The organism is Tardiphaga sp. 42S5 (genome assembly GCF_034044155.1).
GTDB classification, from domain to species: domain Bacteria; phylum Pseudomonadota; class Alphaproteobacteria; order Rhizobiales; family Xanthobacteraceae; genus Tardiphaga; species Tardiphaga robiniae.
Genome location: NZ_CP139027.1, coordinates 2,170,484 through 2,192,554 on the forward strand (window position 1 = coordinate 2,170,484; position 22,071 = coordinate 2,192,554).

The 22,071-nt window shown below is 64.0% G+C and carries 20 protein-coding genes; 6 read left to right on the forward strand and 14 right to left on the reverse strand.

The window, feature by feature from the left end; translation table 11 throughout:
• Positions 1-6 precede the first annotated feature (6 nt).
• Positions 7-261, forward strand: a complete 255-nt coding sequence (locus SFY93_RS10095) for a DUF6894 family protein (RefSeq protein ID WP_320446981.1) — start codon at positions 7-9, stop codon at positions 259-261.
• Here SFY93_RS10095 and SFY93_RS10100 read toward each other — a convergent pair.
• Positions 232-660 carry a nucleoside deaminase gene (locus SFY93_RS10100; protein ID WP_068733659.1) on the reverse strand — a complete coding sequence of 143 codons (429 nt, stop codon included), beginning with the start codon at positions 658-660 and terminating at the stop codon, positions 232-234. The two genes, SFY93_RS10095 and SFY93_RS10100, sit on opposite strands and share 30 nt — an antisense overlap.
• A gap of 178 nt (positions 661-838) precedes the next feature.
• On the opposite strand from SFY93_RS10100, the gene SFY93_RS10105 reads away from it, so the two are divergent.
• The 3 genes from SFY93_RS10105 to SFY93_RS10115 all read left to right on the forward strand — a co-directional run bounded on the left by SFY93_RS10105 (position 839) and on the right by SFY93_RS10115 (position 4,261).
• Positions 839-3,103 carry a pseudouridine synthase gene (locus SFY93_RS10105; protein WP_320446982.1) on the forward strand — a complete coding sequence of 755 codons (2,265 nt, stop codon included), beginning with the start codon at positions 839-841 and terminating at the stop codon, positions 3,101-3,103.
• 190 nt (positions 3,104-3,293) lie between these two features.
• Positions 3,294-3,848 carry a 16S rRNA (guanine(966)-N(2))-methyltransferase RsmD gene (gene rsmD, locus SFY93_RS10110; protein ID WP_320446983.1) on the forward strand — a complete coding sequence of 185 codons (555 nt, stop codon included), beginning with the start codon at positions 3,294-3,296 and terminating at the stop codon, positions 3,846-3,848.
• A gap of 23 nt (positions 3,849-3,871) precedes the next feature.
• Entirely contained in the window at positions 3,872-4,261 is a 390-nt protein-coding gene (locus SFY93_RS10115) for a VOC family protein (protein ID WP_089261869.1), read from the forward strand.
• Positions 4,262-4,372: 111 nt separating this feature from the next.
• On the opposite strand, the gene mutL is transcribed toward SFY93_RS10115, so the two are convergent.
• The 3 genes from mutL to arfB all read right to left on the reverse strand — a co-directional run bounded on the left by mutL (position 4,373) and on the right by arfB (position 7,223).
• Positions 4,373-6,193 (reverse strand): DNA mismatch repair endonuclease MutL, encoded by a 1,821-nt coding sequence (gene mutL / locus SFY93_RS10120; RefSeq protein ID WP_320446984.1) that lies wholly within the window; start codon positions 6,191-6,193, stop codon positions 4,373-4,375.
• A gap of 169 nt (positions 6,194-6,362) precedes the next feature.
• The gene (locus tag SFY93_RS10125) at positions 6,363-6,758 is read right to left on the reverse strand and encodes a VOC family protein (protein WP_320446985.1); all 396 of its coding nucleotides are present in this window, start codon (positions 6,756-6,758) and stop codon (positions 6,363-6,365) included.
• A gap of 48 nt (positions 6,759-6,806) precedes the next feature.
• Positions 6,807-7,223: an alternative ribosome rescue aminoacyl-tRNA hydrolase ArfB gene (gene arfB, locus SFY93_RS10130; RefSeq protein ID WP_089263593.1), complete on the reverse strand. Its 417-nt coding sequence runs from the start codon at positions 7,221-7,223 to the stop codon at positions 6,807-6,809.
• A gap of 154 nt (positions 7,224-7,377) precedes the next feature.
• Between arfB and SFY93_RS10135 the strand changes: the two genes are divergently transcribed.
• Positions 7,378-8,061, forward strand: coding sequence for an ROK family protein (locus SFY93_RS10135; RefSeq protein ID WP_320446986.1), 684 nt, complete (start codon positions 7,378-7,380; stop codon positions 8,059-8,061).
• On the opposite strand, the gene SFY93_RS10140 is transcribed toward SFY93_RS10135, so the two are convergent.
• The 8 genes from SFY93_RS10140 to SFY93_RS10175 form a co-directional block, all read right to left on the reverse strand.
• Entirely contained in the window at positions 8,058-8,960 is a 903-nt protein-coding gene (locus SFY93_RS10140; RefSeq protein ID WP_320446987.1) for a ketopantoate reductase family protein, read from the reverse strand. The two genes, SFY93_RS10135 and SFY93_RS10140, sit on opposite strands and share 4 nt — an antisense overlap.
• A 9-nt stretch (positions 8,961-8,969) precedes the next feature.
• A complete protein-coding gene (locus SFY93_RS10145; RefSeq protein WP_414717139.1) occupies positions 8,970-10,304 on the reverse strand; it encodes a M16 family metallopeptidase in 1,335 nt (444 codons plus the stop codon).
• 29 nt (positions 10,305-10,333) lie between these two features.
• Positions 10,334-11,731 (reverse strand): M16 family metallopeptidase, encoded by a 1,398-nt coding sequence (locus SFY93_RS10150; RefSeq protein WP_320446988.1) that lies wholly within the window; start codon positions 11,729-11,731, stop codon positions 10,334-10,336.
• Positions 11,732-11,860: 129 nt separating this feature from the next.
• A complete protein-coding gene (locus SFY93_RS10155; protein ID WP_089263592.1) occupies positions 11,861-12,574 on the reverse strand; it encodes a hypothetical protein in 714 nt (237 codons plus the stop codon).
• A gap of 100 nt (positions 12,575-12,674) precedes the next feature.
• A complete protein-coding gene (gene lspA, locus SFY93_RS10160) occupies positions 12,675-13,196 on the reverse strand; it encodes a signal peptidase II (protein WP_320446989.1) in 522 nt (173 codons plus the stop codon).
• On the reverse strand, positions 13,169-16,201 hold the full coding sequence (gene ileS, locus SFY93_RS10165) for an isoleucine--tRNA ligase (protein ID WP_320446990.1): 3,033 nt from the start codon (positions 16,199-16,201) through the stop codon (positions 13,169-13,171). The genes lspA and ileS overlap by 28 nt, the downstream gene beginning before the upstream one ends.
• 179 nt (positions 16,202-16,380) lie before the next feature.
• Complete coding sequence (locus SFY93_RS10170) at positions 16,381-16,941, reverse strand: sugar O-acetyltransferase (RefSeq protein ID WP_320447739.1); 561 nt, start codon at positions 16,939-16,941, stop codon at positions 16,381-16,383.
• On the reverse strand, positions 16,938-17,909 hold the full coding sequence (locus tag SFY93_RS10175; RefSeq protein WP_320446991.1) for a bifunctional riboflavin kinase/FAD synthetase: 972 nt from the start codon (positions 17,907-17,909) through the stop codon (positions 16,938-16,940). Before SFY93_RS10175 ends, SFY93_RS10170 begins: the two co-directional genes overlap by 4 nt.
• Before the next feature lie 260 nt (positions 17,910-18,169).
• Here SFY93_RS10175 and SFY93_RS10180 point away from each other — a divergent pair, with 260 nt between their 5' ends.
• Positions 18,170-18,565 (forward strand): response regulator, encoded by a 396-nt coding sequence (locus SFY93_RS10180; protein ID WP_089263591.1) that lies wholly within the window; start codon positions 18,170-18,172, stop codon positions 18,563-18,565.
• Positions 18,566-19,684: 1,119 nt separating this feature from the next.
• Here SFY93_RS10180 and SFY93_RS10185 read toward each other — a convergent pair.
• Complete coding sequence (locus tag SFY93_RS10185) at positions 19,685-20,539, reverse strand: TIGR01459 family HAD-type hydrolase (protein WP_320446992.1); 855 nt, start codon at positions 20,537-20,539, stop codon at positions 19,685-19,687.
• Between the two features lie 15 nt (positions 20,540-20,554).
• Positions 20,555-22,030, reverse strand: coding sequence for an EAL domain-containing protein (locus SFY93_RS10190; RefSeq protein WP_320446993.1), 1,476 nt, complete (start codon positions 22,028-22,030; stop codon positions 20,555-20,557).
• Between the last annotated feature and the right edge of the window lie 41 nt (positions 22,031-22,071).

A 22,071-nucleotide genomic window follows, 5' to 3' on the forward strand; every position in this document is an offset into this window, starting at 1 on the left:
GTACCCATGGCGCACTATTATTTCGACCTCAAGAACGGCACGACGCAGCGCGACCACGCTGGTCGGGAGCTGCGCAGTGACGCCGAAGCGATTGCACAGGCTTATGTGATCGCCGACGAAGTCAGCGCCCGGCCGGCGACGCATCAGGACCGTGAGCGCCATATCTGCGTCATCCACGAAGACGGGCACGAAGTGACCCGCGTTCCCGTTGACTTGGCTGTCAGCAAAGCCTCAGCGCCGCGCTCTAAAAAACTCTCGTAACAGCGCGGCGGACTGGGTTTCGCCCACGGACGGGTAGACCTCCGGCGCGTGGTGGCAGGTCGGCGAAGCGAAGAAGCGCACGCCGGAATCGACCCCGCCGCCCTTGGGATCAGCTGCGCCGTAATACAGCCGCCGGATCCGGGCAAAGGAGATTGCGCCCGCGCACATGGTGCAGGGCTCCAGGGTCACATACAGGTCGCAGTCGACCAGCCGCTCGCTGCCGAGCCTGGCGGCGGCCTCCCGGATCGCCAGGACTTCGGCATGGGCGGTCGGGTCGCGGTCCCGGAGGGTGCGGTTGCCGGCCGTGGCGATCACCTCGTTATTCCCTACGATGACGCAGCCGATGGGGACTTCGCCGGCATTTCCGGCGTTTTCGGCCGCTTTCAGCGCCAGATCCATGAAAGAAGGTGCGGTCAACGGCTCGTTTCCTGCGCAAAACTCTGCTACGGAGTTGCATTCAGCAAAAGTGGATACTGGTTTTGCGTGAGAATGCGCCCCAATGAGCGCGCATTTTCGGCCCGCGAACCCTGTCCGCACCGCTCAACCCAATTCAGCTTCCGCTGCAGTGAGACCCTTCATGCCCCGCGACAACGACAAAAACAACGGCCCCTCGCGCGGCCGGCCACCCGGTGGCAAAGGCGGAGCCGGCCAAGGTCCTTCAAAAGGAGGCCGCTCCGGCGCCGCACGTGGACCCGACAAGAAATTCGCCAAGCGCGACGGCACATACACCCCGAAGCCGCCCGGTGCTGGCGGCGGTGAGAAGCGATCTTTCGGTGGCAAGCCTTCTGGCGGCAAGTCTTTTGGCGCCAAGCCCTACGCCGGCAAACGCGATGACGACCGCGCGCCGCGCCGCGACTATGGCGATGCGCCGCGTCCGGCTCGCTTCAACCGCGACGACCGTCCCGCGCGCAGCGGCGGTGGTGATCGCCCCGATCGCGGTCCGCGCAAGGATTTCGGTGACCGCGAGAAGCGGCCCTATGCACCGCGCGCCGGTGGCGGCGACAAGCGTCCCTACAGCCCGCGCGGAGAGGCACCGCGCGGCGACCGTCCGAATTTCAACAGGGATGACCGCGCCCCGCGTGGCGACCGCGGCGATGCGCGTCCGGCCGGACGTTTCTCCGACAAGAAGTTCGGCGAGCGGAAGCCCTACGCGCCGCGCGACGGTGGCGGTGAGAAACGCCCCTACACGCCGCGCGGCGAAGGGTTTCGCGGCGGCGATGGTGACCGTCCGCGTCCGCGCTTTGATCGCCCGCAAGGCGATCGTCCGTTCAGCCCGCGCCCCTCACGCGACGGCGATCGTCCGCGCGGCGACCGCCCCTTCAGCGCCGAGAAGAAGTTTGGCGGTGACAAGAAATTCTCCCGTGGCGCGCCGGATCGTGGCGGTCCGCGCAAGAGCTTTGGCGATCGTCCCGATCGCAATGATCGTGGTGGACGCGATGTCGAGCGCGGCCCCGATCGCAGCGAGCAGAAGCCCTGGCAGAAGCGCGAAGGCGGGTCGGATGATCGCGGTAGCCGCAGCGCGCGTCCGCCGCGCGACGGCGCGCGCAATTTCGATCGTCCGAAATTCGACAGGCCGAAATTCGAACGCCCGCGTGAAGATCGTCCGGAGCGCAGCGACAGCGAACGTCCGCGTTTCTCACGTCCGCGTGAAGATCGCCCGAGCTTCGATCGCCCGCGCGAGCCGCGTGGCCGCACCGACTGGCAGGAGCATGGTCGCAGCGAGGCTCGCGACGGTGATGAGCGTCCGCGTCGCGAGAATGAGGACGACAGCAGAATCTTTGCGAAGCGTCCCGCCTTCGGTGGTCGCGGCGAATATCGCGAGCGCGATCCGGAAGCGCGCCGCCCGGCGCGCGTTCCCGCGGCCAAGAAGGCCGGCGAGCGTATCGCCAAGGTCGTGTCGCGCGCGGGCCTGTGCTCGCGCCGCGATGCCGAGGAATGGGTCACGCAGGGCCGTGTTGCCGTCAATGGCCGCGTCATCAACTCGCCGGCGCTGGACGTCAGCACCAATGACGTGATTACCGTCGATGGCAAGCCGTTGCCGGCGCCGGAGCGCACGCGCTTGTTCCTGTATCACAAGCCGCGCGGCCTGATGACGACCCATGCCGATCCCGAGGGACGGCCGACGGTGTTCGATCATCTGCCAGAGGGCCTGCCGCGCCTGATCTCCATCGGCCGGCTCGACTTCAACACCGAAGGCCTGCTGTTGCTCACCAATGACGGCGGCCTCGCGCGCACGCTCGAACTGCCGGAGACCGGCTGGTTGCGGCGCTATCGCGTGCGTGCCCATGGCGAAGTCACCCAGGCGCAGCTCAACGAGCTCAAGAACGGCGTCGAGGTCGACGGCGTCAAATACGGCTCGATCGATGCGACGCTGGAGCGCGACAAGAGCGCCAATGTCTGGATCGTGTTCGCGATCCGCGAAGGCAAGAACCGCGAAGTGCGCAACGTGCTGGCGCATCTCGGTCTCGAGGTGAACCGGCTGATCCGCATTTCCTACGGTCCATTCCAGCTCGGCGAGATCGAGGAAGGCCAGGTCGACGAGGTGAAGACCCGCGTGCTGCGCGAGCAGCTCGGCGAGAAGATCGCGGATGCCTCGGGCGCCGATTTCGGCCGGCAGTTGCCGAGCAAGGGCGATGTGTCGCTCGACCCGGTGATCGTCAAGAAGCCGGTGCTGAAGCGCTCCACGGTGGAAGACCGCAAGGGCCGTCGCATTCTCGTGCAGCGCGCCGGCTCGGAAGAGTCGCGTGCCCGCAACGAGGACGCGGCCACCTTCGGCGGTCCGCCGAAGAAGCCGAAGCGCGGCTATCACGGCAAGCGCGATCTGAAGCCGCGGGACGCGTAATGCGCGGCGCTATGTTGATTGAAGCGACGGCCGCTCTGCTCCCTCCCCCCTTGCGGGGGAGGGTCGGGGAGGGGGGTCCACGAGCGAAGGCCTTACCGTGGGGCACCCCCACCCCCGCCCCCTCCCCGCAAGGGGGAGGGGAGTTCACAGCGCCCGCGGCAGCGGCGCAGTATTCATTGCGAGGCATCTGATGCGTGTCGTCGGTGGCCGGCTGAAGGGCCGCAACATCGCGTCGCCCACGACGCAGTCGATCCGCCCCACGGCGGATCGACTGCGCGAGTCGTTATTCAACATCCTGATCCACGCTTACGAGAGTCCGATCGCGGACGCGCGCGTGCTCGATCTGTTTGCCGGCACTGGTGCGCTCGGCATCGAGGCGGTGTCGCGCGGCGCCAAGTTCACGCTGTTCGTCGATAACGGCTCCGAGGCGCGCGCGCTGCTCCGCAACAATGTCGAGGCGCTCGGTCTCGGCGGTGTCACGAAAGTCTATCGCCGCGATGCCGCCGATCTCGGCCCCGCCCATCCGGTTGAGCCGTTCTCGCTGGTGTTCCTCGATCCACCCTATCGCATGAAGCTTGCCGATAAGGCGCTGGCCTCGCTGCGCGATGGTGGCTGGCTGACGCCGGGTGCTCTGCTGGTGGTGGAAGAGGCGAAGGATGCTGCCTTTACGGCACCCGACGGATTCGAAGAACTCGAGCGCCGTGCCTATGACGATACCGAGTTTACGTTTCTGCGATCTTTGTAAGAAGACGTCAAAAGGAGCCGCCGATGTCTGCGATCGAATACACTTGGGATCACGTCCATATCCGCACGCCGGACACCGAAGCGACCGCGCAGTGGTTTGCCGATATGCTCGGTGCCGAGATCCTGCGCGCGCCTGGCCGCATCGATATCAGGCTCGGCGGCGGCATGATCTTCCTGGCACCTGTGACGCCGGAGATGGGCGTCAACCCGCCGCCGGTCACGCCCTATCAGGGCCTCGACCATTTCGGCCTGAAGGTGAAGGACATCGATGCGGTGGCTGCCTCGCTGAAGGCCAAGGGCGTGGAGTTCACCAAGGAGCCGCATACGCTGAAGCCCGGCCTGCGCATCTGCTTCATTCGCGCGCCGCAGGGCGTGTCGATCGAGCTGTTGGAACGCGATCCGAAATATACGTGAGTCGAGCGCCAGCCCGTCCACGTCATTGCGAGGAGCGAAGCGACGAAGCAATCCAGTCTTCGCTTGCGGCTCTGGATTGCTTCGCTGCGCTCGCAATGACGGCTGAGGGGTCTATCGTCGCCCGAACAGCTTCTCGATATCGCTGAGCTTCAGCTCGACATAAGTCGGCCGGCCGTGATTGCACTGGCCGGAATTCGGCGTGTCTTCCATCTCGCGCAGCAGCGCGTTCATTTCCTCAGGCCGCAGCCGTCGGCCTGAGCGCACCGAGCCGTGGCAGGCCATGGTCGCGGCCACATGCAGCAGCCGGCGCTCCAGCGGCAGGGCTTCGTCCCACTCGGCCATGTGTTCGGCGAGATCGCGCAGCAGCGATGCCGCATTGGTCTTGCCGAGCAGCGACGGCGTCTCGCGCACGGCGATGGCGCCGGGGCCGAAACTGTCGATGGCGAGGCCATAGCTTGCGAGTTCCTCGGCGCGATCGAACAGTTTCTCCACGATGGCCTCGTCCATTTCGACGATCTCGGGGATCAGCAGGATCTGTCGCTGCACGCCATTGGAGGCCAGCGATGCCTTCAGCCGCTCATAGACGATACGTTCATGCGCGGCGTGCTGATCGACCACGATCATGCCGTCGCGGGTCTGCGCGATGATGTAGTTCTCATGCACCTGCGCACGCGCGGCACCGAGCGGCCGGTCGACCAGATCGGTCTGCGGCGTCTCTTCAAAACGCACATCGGCCGTGGGCGTGCCGACATCGAATGCCGCCTGGCTGCGTTCGGCAAACGCCGCCGAACCATCGAAGCCCGGCATTGGATTGACCGGATAGGCCGGCGAGCGCTGCCAGTCCCAGTTCGCATTCGGGCGCGGCGCAAAATTCGGGGCGAAGTTGGGGCGGAACGAGTCCAGCACGGCGCCGTCGCTATTGGCCGCGGTGCGGCGTCCTTCGCGAGCCAGGCCTTCTTTCAAAGCATGCACGATCAGCCCGCGCACCAGCCCGGCATTGCGGAAACGCACTTCGGTCTTGGCCGGATGCACATTGGCATCGACCTCCTGCGGGTCGAGCGTGACGAACAGCGCGACGATCGGATGGCGGTCGCGCGGCAAATAATCGGAATAGGCCGCGCGCACCGCGCCGATGATCAGCTTGTCGCGGACCGGACGGCCATTGACGAACAGATACTGTCCAAGCGCATTGGCGCGGGTCAGCGATGGCGCCGCGGCGAAACCTTCAACCACCACGCCTTCGCGTTCGCTGCGAACTTCAATGGCGCTGAGACGAAACTCGGGTCCGAGAATATCGCCAAGCCGCGTCAACTGTCCGGCCGGACCGGGCAGGGCCGCCGCCCATGTCACCGGTGCGCGTTCTTCGCCGGCCATGGTGAAGGCGATATCCGGCCGCGCCATTGCGAGGCGGCGGACGACTTCGCGGATCGCTTCGGCTTCGGTGCGGTCGGTCTTGAGAAATTTCAGCCGGGCAGGCGTCGCGTAGAACAGATCGCTGACCTCAACGCGGGTGCCCTGCGACAGCGCGGCGGGCGCGATCGGCGATTTCTCGCCGCCATCGACGGTACGCGACCAGGCATGCGGTTCCGACGCGTGGCGTGTGGTGATGCTCAGCCGCGCGACAGACCCGATGGAGGGCAGCGCCTCGCCGCGAAAGCCAAGCGTGCGGATCTGCAGCAGGTCCTCGTCATCGAGCTTCGAGGTGGCGTGGCGATCCACGGCAAGCGTGAGATCGGCATGGGTCATGCCGCCGCCGTCGTCGGTGATGGCAATCTTTCGCCGTCCGCCGCCATCGGTGAAGATCTCGACCCGGGAGGCGCCGGCATCGATGGCATTCTCCACCAGCTCCTTCACCACGCTGGCCGGCCGCTCCACCACCTCGCCGGCGGCGATGCGGTTGACGATGGTTTCTGGGAGCTGGCGAACGGGCATGGATCTCGGGGCGTGGTGATGGGTCGGGATTATGTAGGGAACCTCAAGCGCCATTCTATGGCCCCGGGCGCCCGATGTCCCCGCCGCAGCCCGCTTTTCCCCGGTTCTGGCTTTTTGTTTTGACGCGTTTTCTGGACGCGAACCGGTATCCACTTCGCTCGAAAACGCTTTAAGCGAATCGGCCGCCTTTCTGGATCACCTCGATCTTGTAGCCGTCGGGGTCGGTGGCGAAGAAGAATTGCGCCAGCGTGCGGCCCTCATGCTTGAAGTCGCGCAGCGGTCCGGGGGCGAGATGTTCGCGCCCGAAGCGGGCATGTTCCGCCGCCACGTCGTCCACGACAACCGCGAGATGGCCGTAACCGTCGCCCAGCACATAAGGCTCGGTTCGATCGAAATTCACCGTCAGTTCGAGCTCGAAGGGCGAGGAGGGATGGCGCAGATAGATCAGCGCAAAGTCAGGAAATGCGATGCGCTCGGCAATCTCGAGCCCGAAAGCGCGTTTGTAGAAATCCAGTGCGCGTACTTCGTCGAGCACGCGGATCATGGAATGAACGGGTTTGGCCATCGGGAAATTCCTGGAAAAAGTGGTCTGGCTTGTTGTGTGGGGCGCCGCTCAGTCGTCGAAGCGGCCGCCGCGGCCGGCCTTGACGTCGCTGCGGCGCTTCTTGCCGTCGAGGCGGCGCATTTTTGAGCCGAGCGTGGGCTTGGTGGCCCGCCGCGGCGCTTGCCGGAAGGCGGCTTCCTGCATCAGTTCGACCAGCCGCTCGATGGCGTCGGCCTTGTTGCGCTCCTGGGTGCGGAAGCGCTGGGCGTGGATCACGATCACGCCGTCCTTGGTCATGCGCTGGCCGGCGAGGGTGCGCAGGCGGATCGCGGTGTCCTCCGGCAGCGCCAGCTTGCGGCTGTCGAAGCGCAATTGCGCGGCGGTGGAGACCTTGTTGACGTTCTGCCCGCCAGGTCCGGACGCGCGGACGAAGACGATATCAATATCGTCTTCGTCGATGGCAATGGAGCGCGTGATCCGGAGCAGCATTCTGTCTCCGTAGCACAGGATACCGCGTTTTGCTTGGTGCCCCGTGCGCTTGATCGCAGATCGCAAAGATATGCCCGGGACATAACGGCAATGCTGGAACTGGCGCCCTGCCGAGGCTTATCGTTGCACCATCAGTCAATCCGGACGTCTCATGACCAAGACCCCCCGCAATATTCTCACCATCGATATCGGCGGTACCCATGTGAAGGTGATGACCAGCCGTGAAGGGATCAAACGCGAATTCGAATCCGGTCCGGACCTGTCCGCGAAGGAAATGGTGCGCAAGGTCAAGGCGCTGACCAAAGACTGGCGCTATGACGTCGTCTCAGCCGGCTATCCCGGCCCGGTGGCCGGCAATCGTCCGCTCAAGGAGCCACACAATCTCGGCACGGGCTGGAAGGGTTTCGATTTCGAACGGGCATTCCGCAAGCCCACGAAGCTTGTGAACGACGCCATGATGCAAGCGGTCGGCAGCTATGATGGCGGCCGGATGCTGTTTCTCGGCCTCGGCACCGGACTGGGTGCGGCCATGATCATCGATGGTCTGTCCGAGCCGATGGAGCTCGGTCATCTGCCCTATCGTCACAAGACATTCGAGGATTATGTCGGCGCAGCCGGCCTGAAGCAGCTGGGCAAGAAGAAGTGGCGGCAGCGCGTGGCTGATGTCGTTGCTGATCTGACGGCTGCGCTGGAGCCCGACTATACGGTGCTCGGCGGTGGCAATGTGGAGATGCTCGACAAACTCCCGCACAAGACCCGGCGCGGCGACAACGCGAATGCGTTCAAAGGCGGCTTCCGGCTCTGGGATCCACCGAAGCCAGTGAAGCGCCGCTAGGACCGCCGCGATCCGCTGCGTTCGACCAGCTTCACCATGACCTGCAGCGCATGGTTCGTCGGCGTCGGAATCCCATGCTCCCGGCCCTTGCGGACAATGAAGCCGTTGAGGAAGTCGATCTCCGACGGCTTGCCACGCGCGAGATCCTGCGATGTCGAGGATTGCTGGAGCGGCATGCTGGCGGCGAGGGCGAGGGTCTTGTCCAGGAGGTCGGCGGGCAGCGACACGCCGCAGGCGCGCGCCACCGCCATGCATTCCACGACGGCATTGGTGACGATGTCAGGCACGCCCTGGACCTTGAACATGTCGCCATAGGCGATGCCAGCCACGGCCGATAATGCATTATAGGCGCAGTTGTTGATGAGCTTCGACCACTGCACCGTGTCGATATCGCTGGCGACGGTGGTCGGCACGCCCGCATCGGACAGCAGCTTCGCCAGCCTTTCGCTTTCGGGCGATGCGCCAATGATCAGTTCGCCGCGTCCGTTGTGCTTGATGTGGCCTGGACCCGGCATCTCGGCGGCCACATAGACCGCTGCAGCGATCACCGGCTGGCTGAGGATGGCGCGCAGGCGCTGCGGATTGTCCACGCCGTTCTGCAGGCTCAGCACGATGGAATTGGCTTTGAGCACAGGTTTGAGCGCGGCTGCCGAACTGTCGGTATCGCCAGACTTCACGGCGAACAGAACGAGGTCCGGCGGCGCGAGATCGGTGCTCTGCGTCACCGCCTTCGCCGGAATGAACCCGTCGAACTCGGCGCTCTCGAACCGAAGGCCGCGTGCATTGATGGCATCGACATGGATCTGGCGTCCGACCAATGTCACGTCATGGCCGGCGCGCAGCAGCTTGGCGCCGTAGTAGCAGCCAACCGCGCCGGCACCGATCACCGCGATCCGCACGTCGGCGCCTCAGTTGGCCTTAGGCGCCGGGGCTACCGGCGCTGCGGCCGCCTGCGGCGCGCGTCCGACGACGACGGTCAGCAGGCCATCCGCCCACAGCTTCTTCGCCGCCGCCTTGGCCTGGTCCAGCGTCACGGCATCGACCACGGCATTGCGCTTCTCGATGTAATCAATCGGCAGTCTGTCGAGCTGGTATTGCAGCAGTGCGCCGGCCAGTTTCGACGAGGTGTCGAGCGCCAGCATCTGCGAACCCTTGAGATAGGACTTGGCCTCATCCAGCTCGCGCTGGGTCGGACCCTGCTCGGCCATGCGTTTCACTTCGCTGGTCACGGTATCGACCGTCTCGGTGGCGCGGTCGGCGCGAGTCGCGGTGCTGCCGATATAGATGCCGGAATGCTGCATCCACAGCAGCGAGCCACTGACGGAATAGACCAGGCCGCGCTTCTCGCGTACTTCGTGATACAGCCGCGACGACAGCGTGCCGCCGCCGAGGATGTGATTGACGATATAGGCAGCCATGAAGTTCGGGTCGTCGCGTTTGACGCCGGGGCTGCCGAAGGTGATGACCGTCTGCGGCACGTCCAGCGTCACGGATTCCTTCTGCGGCGGCTTGGCCGCTGTGACTTCCGGGATCGGCGTCAGCGTGGCCTTGGCGGGCAGGCCACCGAAGGTCTTGTCCAGCAATGTCGCGAGCGTATCGGAATCGACGTCGCCGACCACGGCAATCTTCAGCGTGTCCTTCGCGACGATGCGTTGCTTGTAGGCCTTGATGTCATCGACATTGATGGTCGGCACGTCGGTCAGGCTGCCGTTGGACGGTCGGCTATAGGGATGGTCGCCGAATGCCACCTGCAGAAACTTGCGCGTCGCCAGCGAATTCGGGTTCGAGGTTTCGCGGCGCAGGCCGGACATGATCTGCGCGCGGATGCGCTCGACATCGGGGGCATCGAAGCGTGGCGACGTCAAAGCGAGGCGGGCGAGGTCGAATGCCTCGTCGCGATGCTCCTTGAGCATGCGCAGCGAGCCACGCAGGTAATCGCGCTGGGCGTTGAAGTTGAGCTCGATGGCGCGGCGTTCCATGCGATCGCGGAAGGTCGTGGAATCGAGATCGCCCGCGCCTTCGTCCATCAGGCTGGCCACCATGTTGGCAGTGCCGGATTTATCCTTCGGATCCTGTGCCGCACCGCCACCGAACGCATATTCCATCGCGATCAGGGGAACGGTTGCATCCTGCACGAACCAGGCTTCGATGCCGCCCGGCGTCACGAGCCGCTGCACCTTGGCGGCGGCGAAAGATGGCGTCACCGTCAGTGTGACGAGTGAGAAGGCGGTGGCGACGGCAATGCCGAGGCGGCCGGCGTTGAAGATGATGCTCACGACCGCTTCTCCTCGCGCTTCGGCGCAGATGTATCCTTGATCAGATAGCCGGTGACCGAGCGCTTCTTGTCGAGCCAGGTCTGCGCGGCTGCGCGCACCTGTTCGGCGGTGACCGCCTTAATGCGGTCGGGCCAGCTACGGATGTCCTCGACGCTGAGGCCCGTGGTGAGTGCCGCGCCGTACCAGCGCGCCAGTGAGGCCTGGCTGTCCTGCGCATAGGTGGCCTCGGCGACAAGCTGCGTCTTGACGCGTTCGAGGTCGGCAGCCGGCACCGGGTTGGTCGCGAGGTCGGCGATGACAGCGTCGATGGTCTTTTCGATATCGGCGAATTCGGCGCCCGGCTTCGGCGAGGCTGAAATCATGAACTGTGCGCTGTCGAGCGCGGTGCCCTGGTAGCTGGCACCGGCATTGATCGCGAGCTGCTTGTCGATGACGAGGGCGCGGTAGAGATATGAGTTCGCGCCGCCGCCGATCAACTGGCCGAGTACATCGAGCGCCTGGCTCTCGCCGGCCGCAGCGGTGGTGGCCGATGGCACCAGATAGTAGCGGCGCAGGCTTGTCTGTTCGACACGCGGATCGGCGAGCGTCACCGTGCGCGGCGCGGCGGGCGTTGGCTCCTGTGGGCGCATGCGGCGTTCGGGGATCGCCGGCTGCGCCGGGACCACGCCATAGGTGCGCTCCACCATCGGGCGGATCTCCTGCGGGTCGACATCGCCGGCAATGATCAGCGTCGCATTGTTGGGAGCGTAGAAGCGCTTGTAGAAGGCGAGCGCATCCTCGCGGTCGAGCTTCTCGATTTCCTGATGCCAGCCGATGATCGGGCGGCCATAGGGATGGTTGAGATAGAGCGCGGCCATGATCTGCTCGGACAGCCTTGCATCCGGGCTGTTGGCGACGCGCATGTTGTATTCTTCCAGCACGACGTCGCGCTCGGGCAGCACGTTCTCGTCCTTCAGCACCAGGCCGGTCATGCGATCGGCCTCGAATTCCATCATCTTGCCGAGCTGGTCCTTGCTGATGCGCTGGTAGTAGCCGGTATAGTCGGTCGAGGTGAAAGCGTTCTCCTCGCCGCCGACGCGCTGCACGGTCTGCGAGAATTCACCGACCGGATGTTTCGCTGTGCCCTTGAACATCAGATGTTCGAGGAAATGCGCCAAGCCTGACTTGCCCGGCGTCTCGTCGGCGGAGCCGACCTTGTACCAGATCATCTGGGTGACCACGGGCGTGCGGTGATCCTCGATCACCACGACCTGCATGCCGTTATCGAGCTTGAACGTGGTTGGCGGCTTCGCCGTCACCGTCTGCGCGCGGGCGCCCGATATGGCGAGGGCGGGAGCCAGCAGCAAAGCGACGACTGCGACGGATCGTACGGCAAGTCGGAATGAAGAGGTCATGGCGGGGCTAGCAGCTCCAAAGCATGGGAAAAGGCGTGACCAAGCCATCGCGCGGGACATATCCGCGCGTGCAGGCTGATCGCAGTGAAAGGACGTCTTTGGAATGGCGGCGCAAAGGGAGCGCTGCGATCAGAACTTACCCGTCATCGGGTTGATGTTGTAATCGTTCTTCATGGTTTCCTTCGGCCCGGTGCCATAGGCATAGCCCGAGGCAGGCGTCTGGTAACCGGCTGGCGGCTGGGTCAGCGACTCGCGTGTCGGCTCGCCCTTGAATTCGGCGGTCTCACCCTTGTTGCTGCCGAACATGTTCTTGAACAGTCCGCCTTCATAGCCGAGCTGCTTCGGGCTCAGCACGATGTTCTTGTTCGGATCGCCTGGCGAGGAATTGTCCACGGCGGACGAGGCGCCACGTGCGCGCTTTGGCGCCATCTCGCGCGGGGTCAACGGGCGCGCGGCTTCCAGCACTTCTTCCGGACGTCCGGTCTTGGCGTTGGCGGCGGCTGCGCGGCGCTGCTGCACGTCGGGATCCTTCGGCCAGTTCGCGACAGGCGCGGGGCCCTTGGCATCCGGTGGCGGCAGGTCGATCTTCGGCGGCACCACCAGCGGCGAGCGCTCACGATAATCGATCCCGGTGTTTTCCATGTTGGTACCGCCGAGACCGGTCATGATCTGCTTGATAACCTTCTGCTCGAACGGCTGGTCTTCTTCCTCGGCATCCTGGGCGCGTGCGGCGCCTGCGGACATCACGAGACCAACGCTGAGGGCAACGGCGGTGAGGCGCAGGGCGCGCATCCAGGCGCCCGATGAAGTGTGCAGAGCCCAACCGGTTTCGGTCTCGCGCATCGTGTTCATCCTGTTCAAATATCTGGCGGATCGGCAAGAATCCGAAGAATCCTGGTGCGGTTCCGCTGGTATCGCCCTTGGCCTTGCGTATCGGCTGGGATCAGGGCGCTTTTGCGGCGGGTACCGTGAAGAAAGAGTCATACAGCAGGGCCGCTACACCGGCAACAATGGCGACATCGGCAAGGTTAAACACGTACCAGTTGTAGGTCTTGCCGGCGATTTCCACGTGCAGGAGGGCGAAATCGACCACGGCGCCATAGGCGAACCGGTCGATGGCATTGCCGATCGCGCCCCCGATGATCAGTCCCAGCCCGATCGTGGCCAGTCTGGTCTCCGATTTCGCCATCCAGACGGCCAGCGCCACCACCGCGATCGCCTTGATGGCCACCAGCACGACCTGACCGGTGGGGCCGGAATCGGAGAACCAGCCGTAGCTGATGCCGGTATTCCAGGCCAGGACGAGATCGAAGAACGGCGTGATCCTGACCAGGCCGCGATGGCCGAGATCGAAGCCATAGAGCAGCCACAGCTTCGTCGCCTGATCGAGGATCAGGACGGCGATGGCTGCGATCAGCCCGGAGCGGACGGCTGGTTTCAAACAGCCACTCCCAGCGCCTTCCATTCCCGCAGCGCCTGCGCATCGCGCGGGGTGACGTCGGGATACTCCTTGTCCTCACCGACCGTCGGCAGGATCTTCCACGACCGCGCACATTTGGTGCCGACAGCCTTTTCGACCACAACGGCTACGCCGGGCACGTCGTTCAGCGCGAAGGCGCCTGCGGGCGCTTCGGCATTGGTCAGCATCGCATTCGAGGTGATGCAGATTTCGGCCAGATCGACGTCGGCCAGAATGGCGAAGATCGCCTTGTCGGTGACATGGATCAGCGGCGAGGCTTCCAGCGACGAGCCGATGTTCTTGGCGGCGCGCTCGACTTCCAGCGCGCCGGTGACAACGCGGCGCACATTGCGGATGGTCTCCCACTTCGCGGCGAGCGCCTCGTTACGCCATGCCGGCAGCGTCTTCTGGAACGTTTCGAGATGCACCGACGCGGAGCCGCTGCCATAGCGCGACAGCCATGCTTCCTCGGCGGTGAAGCTCAGAATGGGTGCGAACCAGGTCACGATCGAACGGAACAGGTAATCGATCACGGTCAGCGACGCCTTGCGTGTCACCGACGACGGCGCGTCGCAATACAGCGTGTCCTTGCGGATGTCGAAATAGAAGGCCGACAGTTCGGTGTTCATGAAGGCGGCGAGCGTGGCCACCACCGTCTTGTAGTCGAAATCGACATAGGCCTGCCGCACCACCGCATCGACTTCCGAGAGACGATGCAGCATCAGCCGCTCGAGCTCCGGCATGTCGTCGGCCCTGACACGCTCCTCGTCGTGGAAATGCGCGAGGCTGCCGAGCATCCAGCGCACGCTGTTGCGCAGCTTGCGATAGGTCTCGATGGTGTTCTTGATGATCTCCGGGCCGATGCGCTGGTCGTCGGCATAATCGGTGGCGCACACCCACAGGCGCAGGATGTCGGCGCCGGAGTCCTTGATGATCTTCTGCGGCTCGATGGTGTTGCCGATCGATTTCGACATCTTGCGGCCGTTTTCGTCGAGCGTGAAGCCGTGGGTCAGCACGACGTCGAACGGTGCGCGGCCGCGGGTACCGCTGCTCTCCAGCAGTGACGACTGGAACCAGCCGCGATGCTGGTCGGAGCCTTCCAGATACATGACGGTGTCCGCACCGCCCTCAACCTTGCGCTTGATGCCGGCAAGGCCGGGGAAGTGCACGGGGTCTTCGAGCACGAAGGCGTGTGTGGAGCCCGAGTCGAACCAGACATCGCAGATGTCGTCGACCTTCTTCCACTCCTCATTGGCAAGCGAGCCGAGGAAATGTTCACGCGCGCCTTCGGCATACCACGCGTCGGCGCCTTCCTTCTCGAAGGCGTCGGAAATGCGCTTGTTGACGGCCTCGTCCTGCAGGATCTCTGCGGAGCCGTCGCCTTTCTCGCGCACGAATACCGCGATCGGCACGCCCCAGGCGCGCTGGCGCGAGATCACCCAGTCGGGCTTGGTGTTGATCATGCCGTTGATGCGGTTCTGGCCGGTGGCCGGCACCCATTGCGTGACCTTGATGGCTTCGAGGGCACGGTGACGCAGCGTGTCGCCGGGCTTCGCCTTGCCGTCGTCCGCCATAGCTCCCGGCTTGCCGGGAGCGTTCACTTCCAAAATGTCCTTGTCCATCGCGATGAACCATTGCGGCGTGTTGCGATAGATGACCGGCTTCTTCGAGCGCCAGGAATGCGGATACTGATGCTTCAGGCGCGCACGCGCCACCAGCATGCCGCGCTCGACCAGCGCCTTGATGACGGCCTCGTTGGCGTCGCCCTTCTCGCCCTTGTCGTTGATTACGCGGGTGCCAGCGAAGCCCGGCGCCTGTTCGGTCAGCGCGCCGTTCTCATCGACGGTGTAGGGGATCGTCGTCGCGATGCCGCGCTCGGTGAGCTGGCGGCCATTCGACGTCCAGATATCAAAGTCGTCGCGGCCATGGCTTGGCGCGGTATGCACGAAGCCGGTGCCGGTATCGTCGGTGACGTGATCGCCGTCGAGCAGCGGTACGATGAAGTCATAGCCGCCGGCGAGACCCTTGAGCGGATGACGGCATTCCAGATCCTCGAGGATGTCGGAGGACAGCTCGCTGCTCTTCTTCCAGGACGTCACGCGCGCCTGCTTGAACACGCTTTCGGCCAGCGCGTCGGCGAGGATCAGCAGGTCGCCGGTCTTCAGCCAGTTATCCTCCGGCGCCTCGGTGACCTCATAGAGGCCATAGGCGATCTTGCTGGAGAACGAGATGGCGCGGTTGGCCGGCAGCGTCCAGGGCGTGGTGGTCCAGATCACCACCGCGGCCTTGGCGAGCCGGCCGAATTCGGCGGCGACCGGGAATTTCACCCATACCGCATCCGACGTGTAGTCCTCATATTCGACTTCCGCTTCGGCCAGCGCGGTCTTCTCGACCACGCTCCACATCACAGGCTTCGATCCGCGATACAGCGTGCCGTTGGCCGCGAACTTCATCAGCTCGCGGGCGATCTGCGCTTCGGCGAAATAGTCCATGGTGGCGTAGCGGCCGGCCCAGTCGCCGATGATGCCGAGTCGCTTGAATTCCTCGCGCTGGATGTCGAGCCACTTGTTGGCATAGGCACGGCATTCCTGGCGGAACGCGATCATCGCCGCGCCGTCCTTGAAGTTCGGCTTGACCTTGCCCTTGGAGCGGTAGTTCTCTTCCTCGATCTTCCACTCGATCGGCAGGCCGTGACAGTCCCAGCCCGGCACGTAGTTGCTGTCGAAGCCCAGCATCTGCTGGCTCTTGGTCACCACGTCCTTGAGGATCTTGTTGAGCGCATGCCCGATATGGATGTTGCCATTGGCGTAGGGCGGGCCGTCATGCAGCACGAATTTCGGCTTGCCCTTGGCGGTCTCGCGCAGCTTGCCGTAGAGGTCGATCTCGTTCCAGCGCGCCAGCATTTTCGGCTCGCTGGTCGGCAGACCGGCGCGCATCGGAAATTCGGTCTGCGGCAAATAGAGGGTCTTGGAATAGTCGTGGGTATCAGATTTGGCGGGCTTGTCGGACATAATGGCTCTGGCTTGCTCGAATGGCGCTGAAACGCGTGAAAACGCGATGAAACTGGACGGTCCCGGTCTTGCGCCGAGCGAAGCTCAGGCGGAAGCCGGGCCGATAATGCTTATGATGGGGCGCCGTGCAGACATCCGGCACTCAATAGCAGCCGGGGAGACGATCGCAAAGGGTCGGATTAGCCCCGTTTGCCAATCACCCGGGCCGGATTGCCGGCCACGGTGGCGCCGTCCGGAACGTCCCGGGTCACGACACTGCCGGCTCCGATCACGGCGCCGTCACCGATGGTGACACCGGGCACGATAATGGCCCCGCCGCCGATCCAGACATCGGCACCGATTTTGACCGGCCGGCCGAATTCCAGCCCGCTGCGCCTCGTTTCTGCGTCCCGCGGATGGTCGGCAGCGTAGATCTGCACGGCCGGGCCGATTTGCGTCCGGTCGCCGATGGAGACCGCGACGATGTCCAGGATCACGCAGTTGAAATTCAGGAAAACGTTGTCGCCGAGATGGATGTTGTAGCCGTAGTCGCAGAAGAACGGCGGTCGGATCACGCAGTCGGCGCCGACTCTGCCGAAATGCTCGGCAAGCAGTGTCCGTCGTTCGGCGACAGGCCGGTCCAGCTGCGCGTTGTATTTCGCGAGCCAGGCCTTGTTGGCCTTCTCGTCAGCGACCAGTTCGGGGCTGCCGGGGCGATAGAGTTCGCCGGCGAGCATTTTATGCTTTTCGGTCCTGGTCAGTCGATGTCTCCCAGTTTCGGAAACGCATCCGGCGCAGCCGCCAGCGCGGCCCGCGCCCTGGCGCTGTCGTCGTCCATCTGGCGGATCAGGGGTTCGATGCCCTCGAATTTCATTTCATCGCGGATGAAGGCAATGAAGGCGACGTCCAGTGCCTGGCCGTAAAGGTCGCCCTTGAAGTCGAACAGGAAGACTTCGAGCAAAGGCGCGCCGTTATCGAAGGTCGGGCGGCGGCCAAAGGATGCAACGCCGTCGAAGCGCTCGTTTCCGCGGCCGACCCGCACGGCGTAGATGCCGTGCTTGAGGCCGCAATTGTTATTCAGGCGGATATTGGCGGTGGGATAGCCAAGGTCGCGGCCGAGCTTCTTGCCGTGGATCACTTCGCCGGTGATGAACCACGGCCCGTTCAGCATCTCCGTGGCCTCGGTCACCTGGCCCTCGGCCAAGGCCATGCGGATGGCCGTCGAAGACACCGGGCGCTCATCGATATCGACATGCGGCTGGATGTCGACCTCGATGCCGAGGCGCGGCGCTTCGTTGGCCAGCAGGCTGGGCGAACCGACGCGGCCTTTGCCGAAATGAAAGTCGTAGCCGACGGCGATGCCGCTGATGCCGAGACGCTCAATGAGATCGTGGTGAATGAAGTCTTGCGCCGTGGTGCTGGCGCGTCCCTTGTCGAAGGTCATCACGACGGCGCCGGCGAGGCCGGTTCCCGCCAGCAGGCGCAGCTTGGCGGCTTCGTCGGAGAGCCGGAACTGCGGCGTGTTCGGGCTGAAGAAACTGCGCGGATGCGGCTCGAAGGTCACCGCCAAAGCGCTTGTTTTATGCAGTTCCGCCATGCGTAACGCAGCACCGATGACGGCGCGGTGGCCGAGATGGACGCCGTCGAAATTACCCATTGCCACGACGCATCCGCGCGGGATGGCATTGGCGGGCGTTGTGTCGCGGATCACGCTGAAAGCAGTCGTCATGATTGGATTCGTTGGTGGTTTTGGCGGGTGAGGGACCGTGGCGCGCCCACCACGTCGAAGTCAAGCGAAGGTAAAATCGGCTTTCTTCTCGAATTTGACGAATTTCGCGCCATGGGGCGGTTAACTGGAAATTTAACCCACCCTGCTAATTCTGGCTCCGGGCCGCGGACAGCAATACTCGCCAATCCCGGTTGGAACGGTTTGCCTGACGGCAAATATCATTTTTTGCATTTGCGTATCGTGCCTCAGGGGGAATGAAGATGGCGGTTGATTTGTCGATGACGGTGCTGGTGGTGGACGATTACAACACCATGATCCGCATCATTCGCAATCTTCTGAAGCAGCTTGGTTTCGAACACATCGACGATGCCAGCGATGGTTCGATGGCGCTGGAAAAGATGCGTACCAAGAAGTATGGCCTGGTGATTTCCGACTGGAACATGGAGCCGATGACGGGCTACGACCTGCTCAAGGAAGTCCGCGCCGACCCGAACCTGTCGCAGACCCCGTTCATCATGATCACGGCAGAATCCAAGACCGAGAACGTGATTGCCGCCAAGAAGGCCGGCGTGAACAACTACATCGTCAAGCCGTTCAACGCGGCGACGCTGAAGACCAAGATCGAAGCCGTGTTCCCGGACACCGTCCCGGCGTAACCGACGAACTTCTTTCGTCAGAGCTTTTGAGTTTCGCAATGCCCGGCCTCGTGCCGGGCATTTTGCGTTTCGGCTCGCCCGGTCATTCCGGGGCGTTGGAATGCGACGACGTCACGCGCAGGCGAACTTCAGCCACTCCAATTCGAGTGGCGGGGAATCTCGATCCACACTCGTCATTCCGGGGCGCACGCAAGCGGCAGAGCCGCTGAAGTGCGAACCCGGAATCTCAGAGTGTTTTGCGCTGAACATGTCGGGATTCCGGGTTCGCGATACGCCGCCTTCGGCGCCTCCTCGCGCCCCGGAATGACAGTGTAGGGTACCCGAACATTTTTTCCTATCTCTCATTGACAGCATCCCTATCAGGTTTATATTCCCCTTCGTCCTGCCCCATCGAGAGGGGCGATCGCGATCGTCACGTTCGCGGGGTGGGATGCGGTGGACGCCGGAGATGCGGCGTTACGCGGTTCATGGGTGACGTCTGTCTTCGGGCAGGACGGATCTGCGCCAGCACTGCCACTGGCAAGGAGACGGCCGACCTTCGGATGGAAAGACCCCTGGACAGTGTGACGGACGACCAAGTCAAAACGCGTTCGGCTCAGTCGCTTGAGGCTCCCTTCCCATCGCCTTGGGACTTTAATTCGCGATCGGAGCGTTCGTCGAGGCAAAGTGCAAGCAACCGAAAAAACACCGCAGGCGGAACGTCGGGCACTTGCTCGGCGCCTCCGAAAGTCGTGATGCACTCTAAATTGCGGAAGACCGCATCGCATCAGGCCCAAGGGTGCAACGGGCACCCGGCGTTCCGCACGCCCTCTCACAGGGGGCAGGGAATGCAAAGGACGACGGCGCCCCCGCGCCGCAAATAATGGGGGCGATGACGCATGTCTGAAGAGCGGTGGCTGTTTGAAATTTGAATCTGCGATGGAGGCGCCGCACCTACAGGTGTCATCCCCGGGCTTGACCCGGGGATCCAGCTTGGCCCGCACACCGTCGCACAAGACAAGGTGGATGGCCGGGTCAAGCCCGGCCATGACGTGGGGAGAAGCCTGGGATTATTGCGAAGCTCGCTTCGCGCCATCCGGCCATGACGACCGAGAGCGTCATCCCATTCTATGTTTCAGCTCACCACTTCAATTCGCGCATCAGCGCCTTCGGTGGATGGCCGAACAGTTCCTTCACTTCCGAGGCGCCCATCTGTTCGATGCCTTCGAAATCGCCGGCATGGATGCCGCGGGTGACGAACAGCAGGTCGATGCCATAGGCATGCGCGCCGGTGAGGTCGGTGCGCACGGAATCGCCGATCGCCAGCACGCGATCCAGCGCCGTGTCCTTGCCGCGCTTCGCCTTGGCCAGCGCCATGGCCTGATCGTAGATCGGCCGATGCGGCTTGCCGTAGAAGATCACCTCGCCGCCCATCTCGCGATAGAGTTCGGCGACCGCACCGGCGCAATAGATCAAGCGGTCACCGCGCTCGACGATGATGTCGGGATTGGCGCATACGAGCGTCAGCTTGCGCGCCAGCGCCTGGCTCATCATGTCGCGATAGTCGTCGGCGGATTCGGTCTCGTCGTCGAACAATCCGCTGCAGACGATGTAGTCGGCCTGTTCGAGCTGGGTGAGCTTCACATCGAGGCCGCGATGGATCGAACTGTCGCGATCCGGCCCGATCAGATACATCGCCTGACCCGGCCGGCCCGCGACGAAATTGCGCGTGAGGTCGCCGGACGAGACGATGGCGTCATAGGTGTCGTCAGCGACGCCGAGCTTCCGGAGCTGCCGCTGCACGGAGTCGGCGGGGCGCGGCGCATTGGTGATCATGATCACCGTGCCGCCCTTGGCGCGAAACGTATGCAACGCCTCGCAGGCTTCGGGGAAAGATTCGAGGCCGTTATGGACGACGCCCCAGATGTCGCTGAGGACGACGTCGACATGTCCGGTGAGGTCGCGCAAGCGCTCGGCGAAACGTAGTGTGGTCATTGGATTGAGGGCCGTTCAGTTCGGGCCGGTGGCGCGGCGTGCCAGCGCGGCATTGCCGGTGGAGCGCGGCGGCTCAGGCCGCGGAGGCGTGGTTGGGGCGGATCTCACTGGGCCATTGGGGTCCGTAGATGCCCTGGCGGGTTCCTTGATAGCGGGATTTGGCGCACCGCCATTGGCCGGCGTTTCCGGCCGGAGCGGGCGGGGCGCCGCGAACAGGAAGCCTTGCCCGAACCGGACGTCGAAGTCGAGCAGGTCGACCACGGCCCGTTCGCCCTCGATTCGCTCGGCGATCAGATCGATTCCGAAGCGGCCGAGCAGGTCGGAGAGATCGGCGGGATGAATGTCGGAATTCGACGTCTGCTTGGGGTCGAGCAGGAGTGCTGCCGGTACCTTGATAAAGCGCACGCCGTGATCGGCGAGGTCGCGCGGCTCGATCCGCAAATCCGTGACGTGATCGATGGAGAAGCGGTAGCCGCGCTGGGCGAGGGCGGCGAGATGCTCGCTCTCGATCGGGCCGAGATTGCGGAACACGTTCTGCTTGAATTCCAGCACGAAGGACGGAGCGAGCGCGCGATTGGCTTCGAGGAAGTCGATGCATTGCGCGAAGGTCTCGGCATTCGACAGGGTCGCGCCAGCCATGTTGCAGAACACGCCGACATCCTTGTTGCGCACCATCAGGCGGCGCAGCACCTGCATGCAGCGCAGCAGCACGATGTGGTCGATCTGGCCCATCAGGCCGGCGGCTTCTGCGGGACCGATGAACTCGTCGGCGGTGATCACCTGATCCTTGTCGTCGCGCAGCCGCGTCATCGCCTCGTAGAAGCGCACCTTGCGCTGCGGCAGCGTGACCATCGGCTGCAGATAGATGTCGATACGATTGTCGGCGATGGCATCCTTCACCATGGCGGTGAACTGCGCATTGTCGCGCGCCGGCGCTGCCTCCGGCCTGACGATGATCGCAGGTGCCGTCGGCGTCACGGTGTCCTCGGCGACTTCGACGGCGAGCGGGATATCGGCAGCGGTCGCGGGTTTGACCGGTGGCGATGGCGGCGCGATCGCCGCCGAAACAGTCGCCGGCGCAGGCATCGCTGTCAGCATGTCTTCGTGGGTGGCGACCGATGTGGCGAGTTGCTTCACCAGCGCGCCCAATTCGCCGATCTCGCCGGCGACGGTCTGGATACGGTCCTGATTGGCTGTGCCGGCGGATGCGATCTTGCTCTCGACCACGGCGAGGCGGCGGCCGAATTCGGCGACCTGCCGGGCAAGGTCGGCGGTGCCGCGCGACAGATCGGTGATCTGGCCGGTGGATTCGGTGCGGTCTTTGATGCGCATCGACACCGCGTTGTAGAGGATCATCACGGTGAGCGCAGTCAGTGCGACGATGGCAGATTCGTAGCCGCTGATGCCGGCGATCGCATATAGCACCAGGCCAAGCGAGGCTGAGACCAGCACCATGCAAATGCCGACAAAAATCGTGGAGATGCGGATCATAACGCGCGCAACATCCTCAAATCCAAACTCCTGCACGGCAC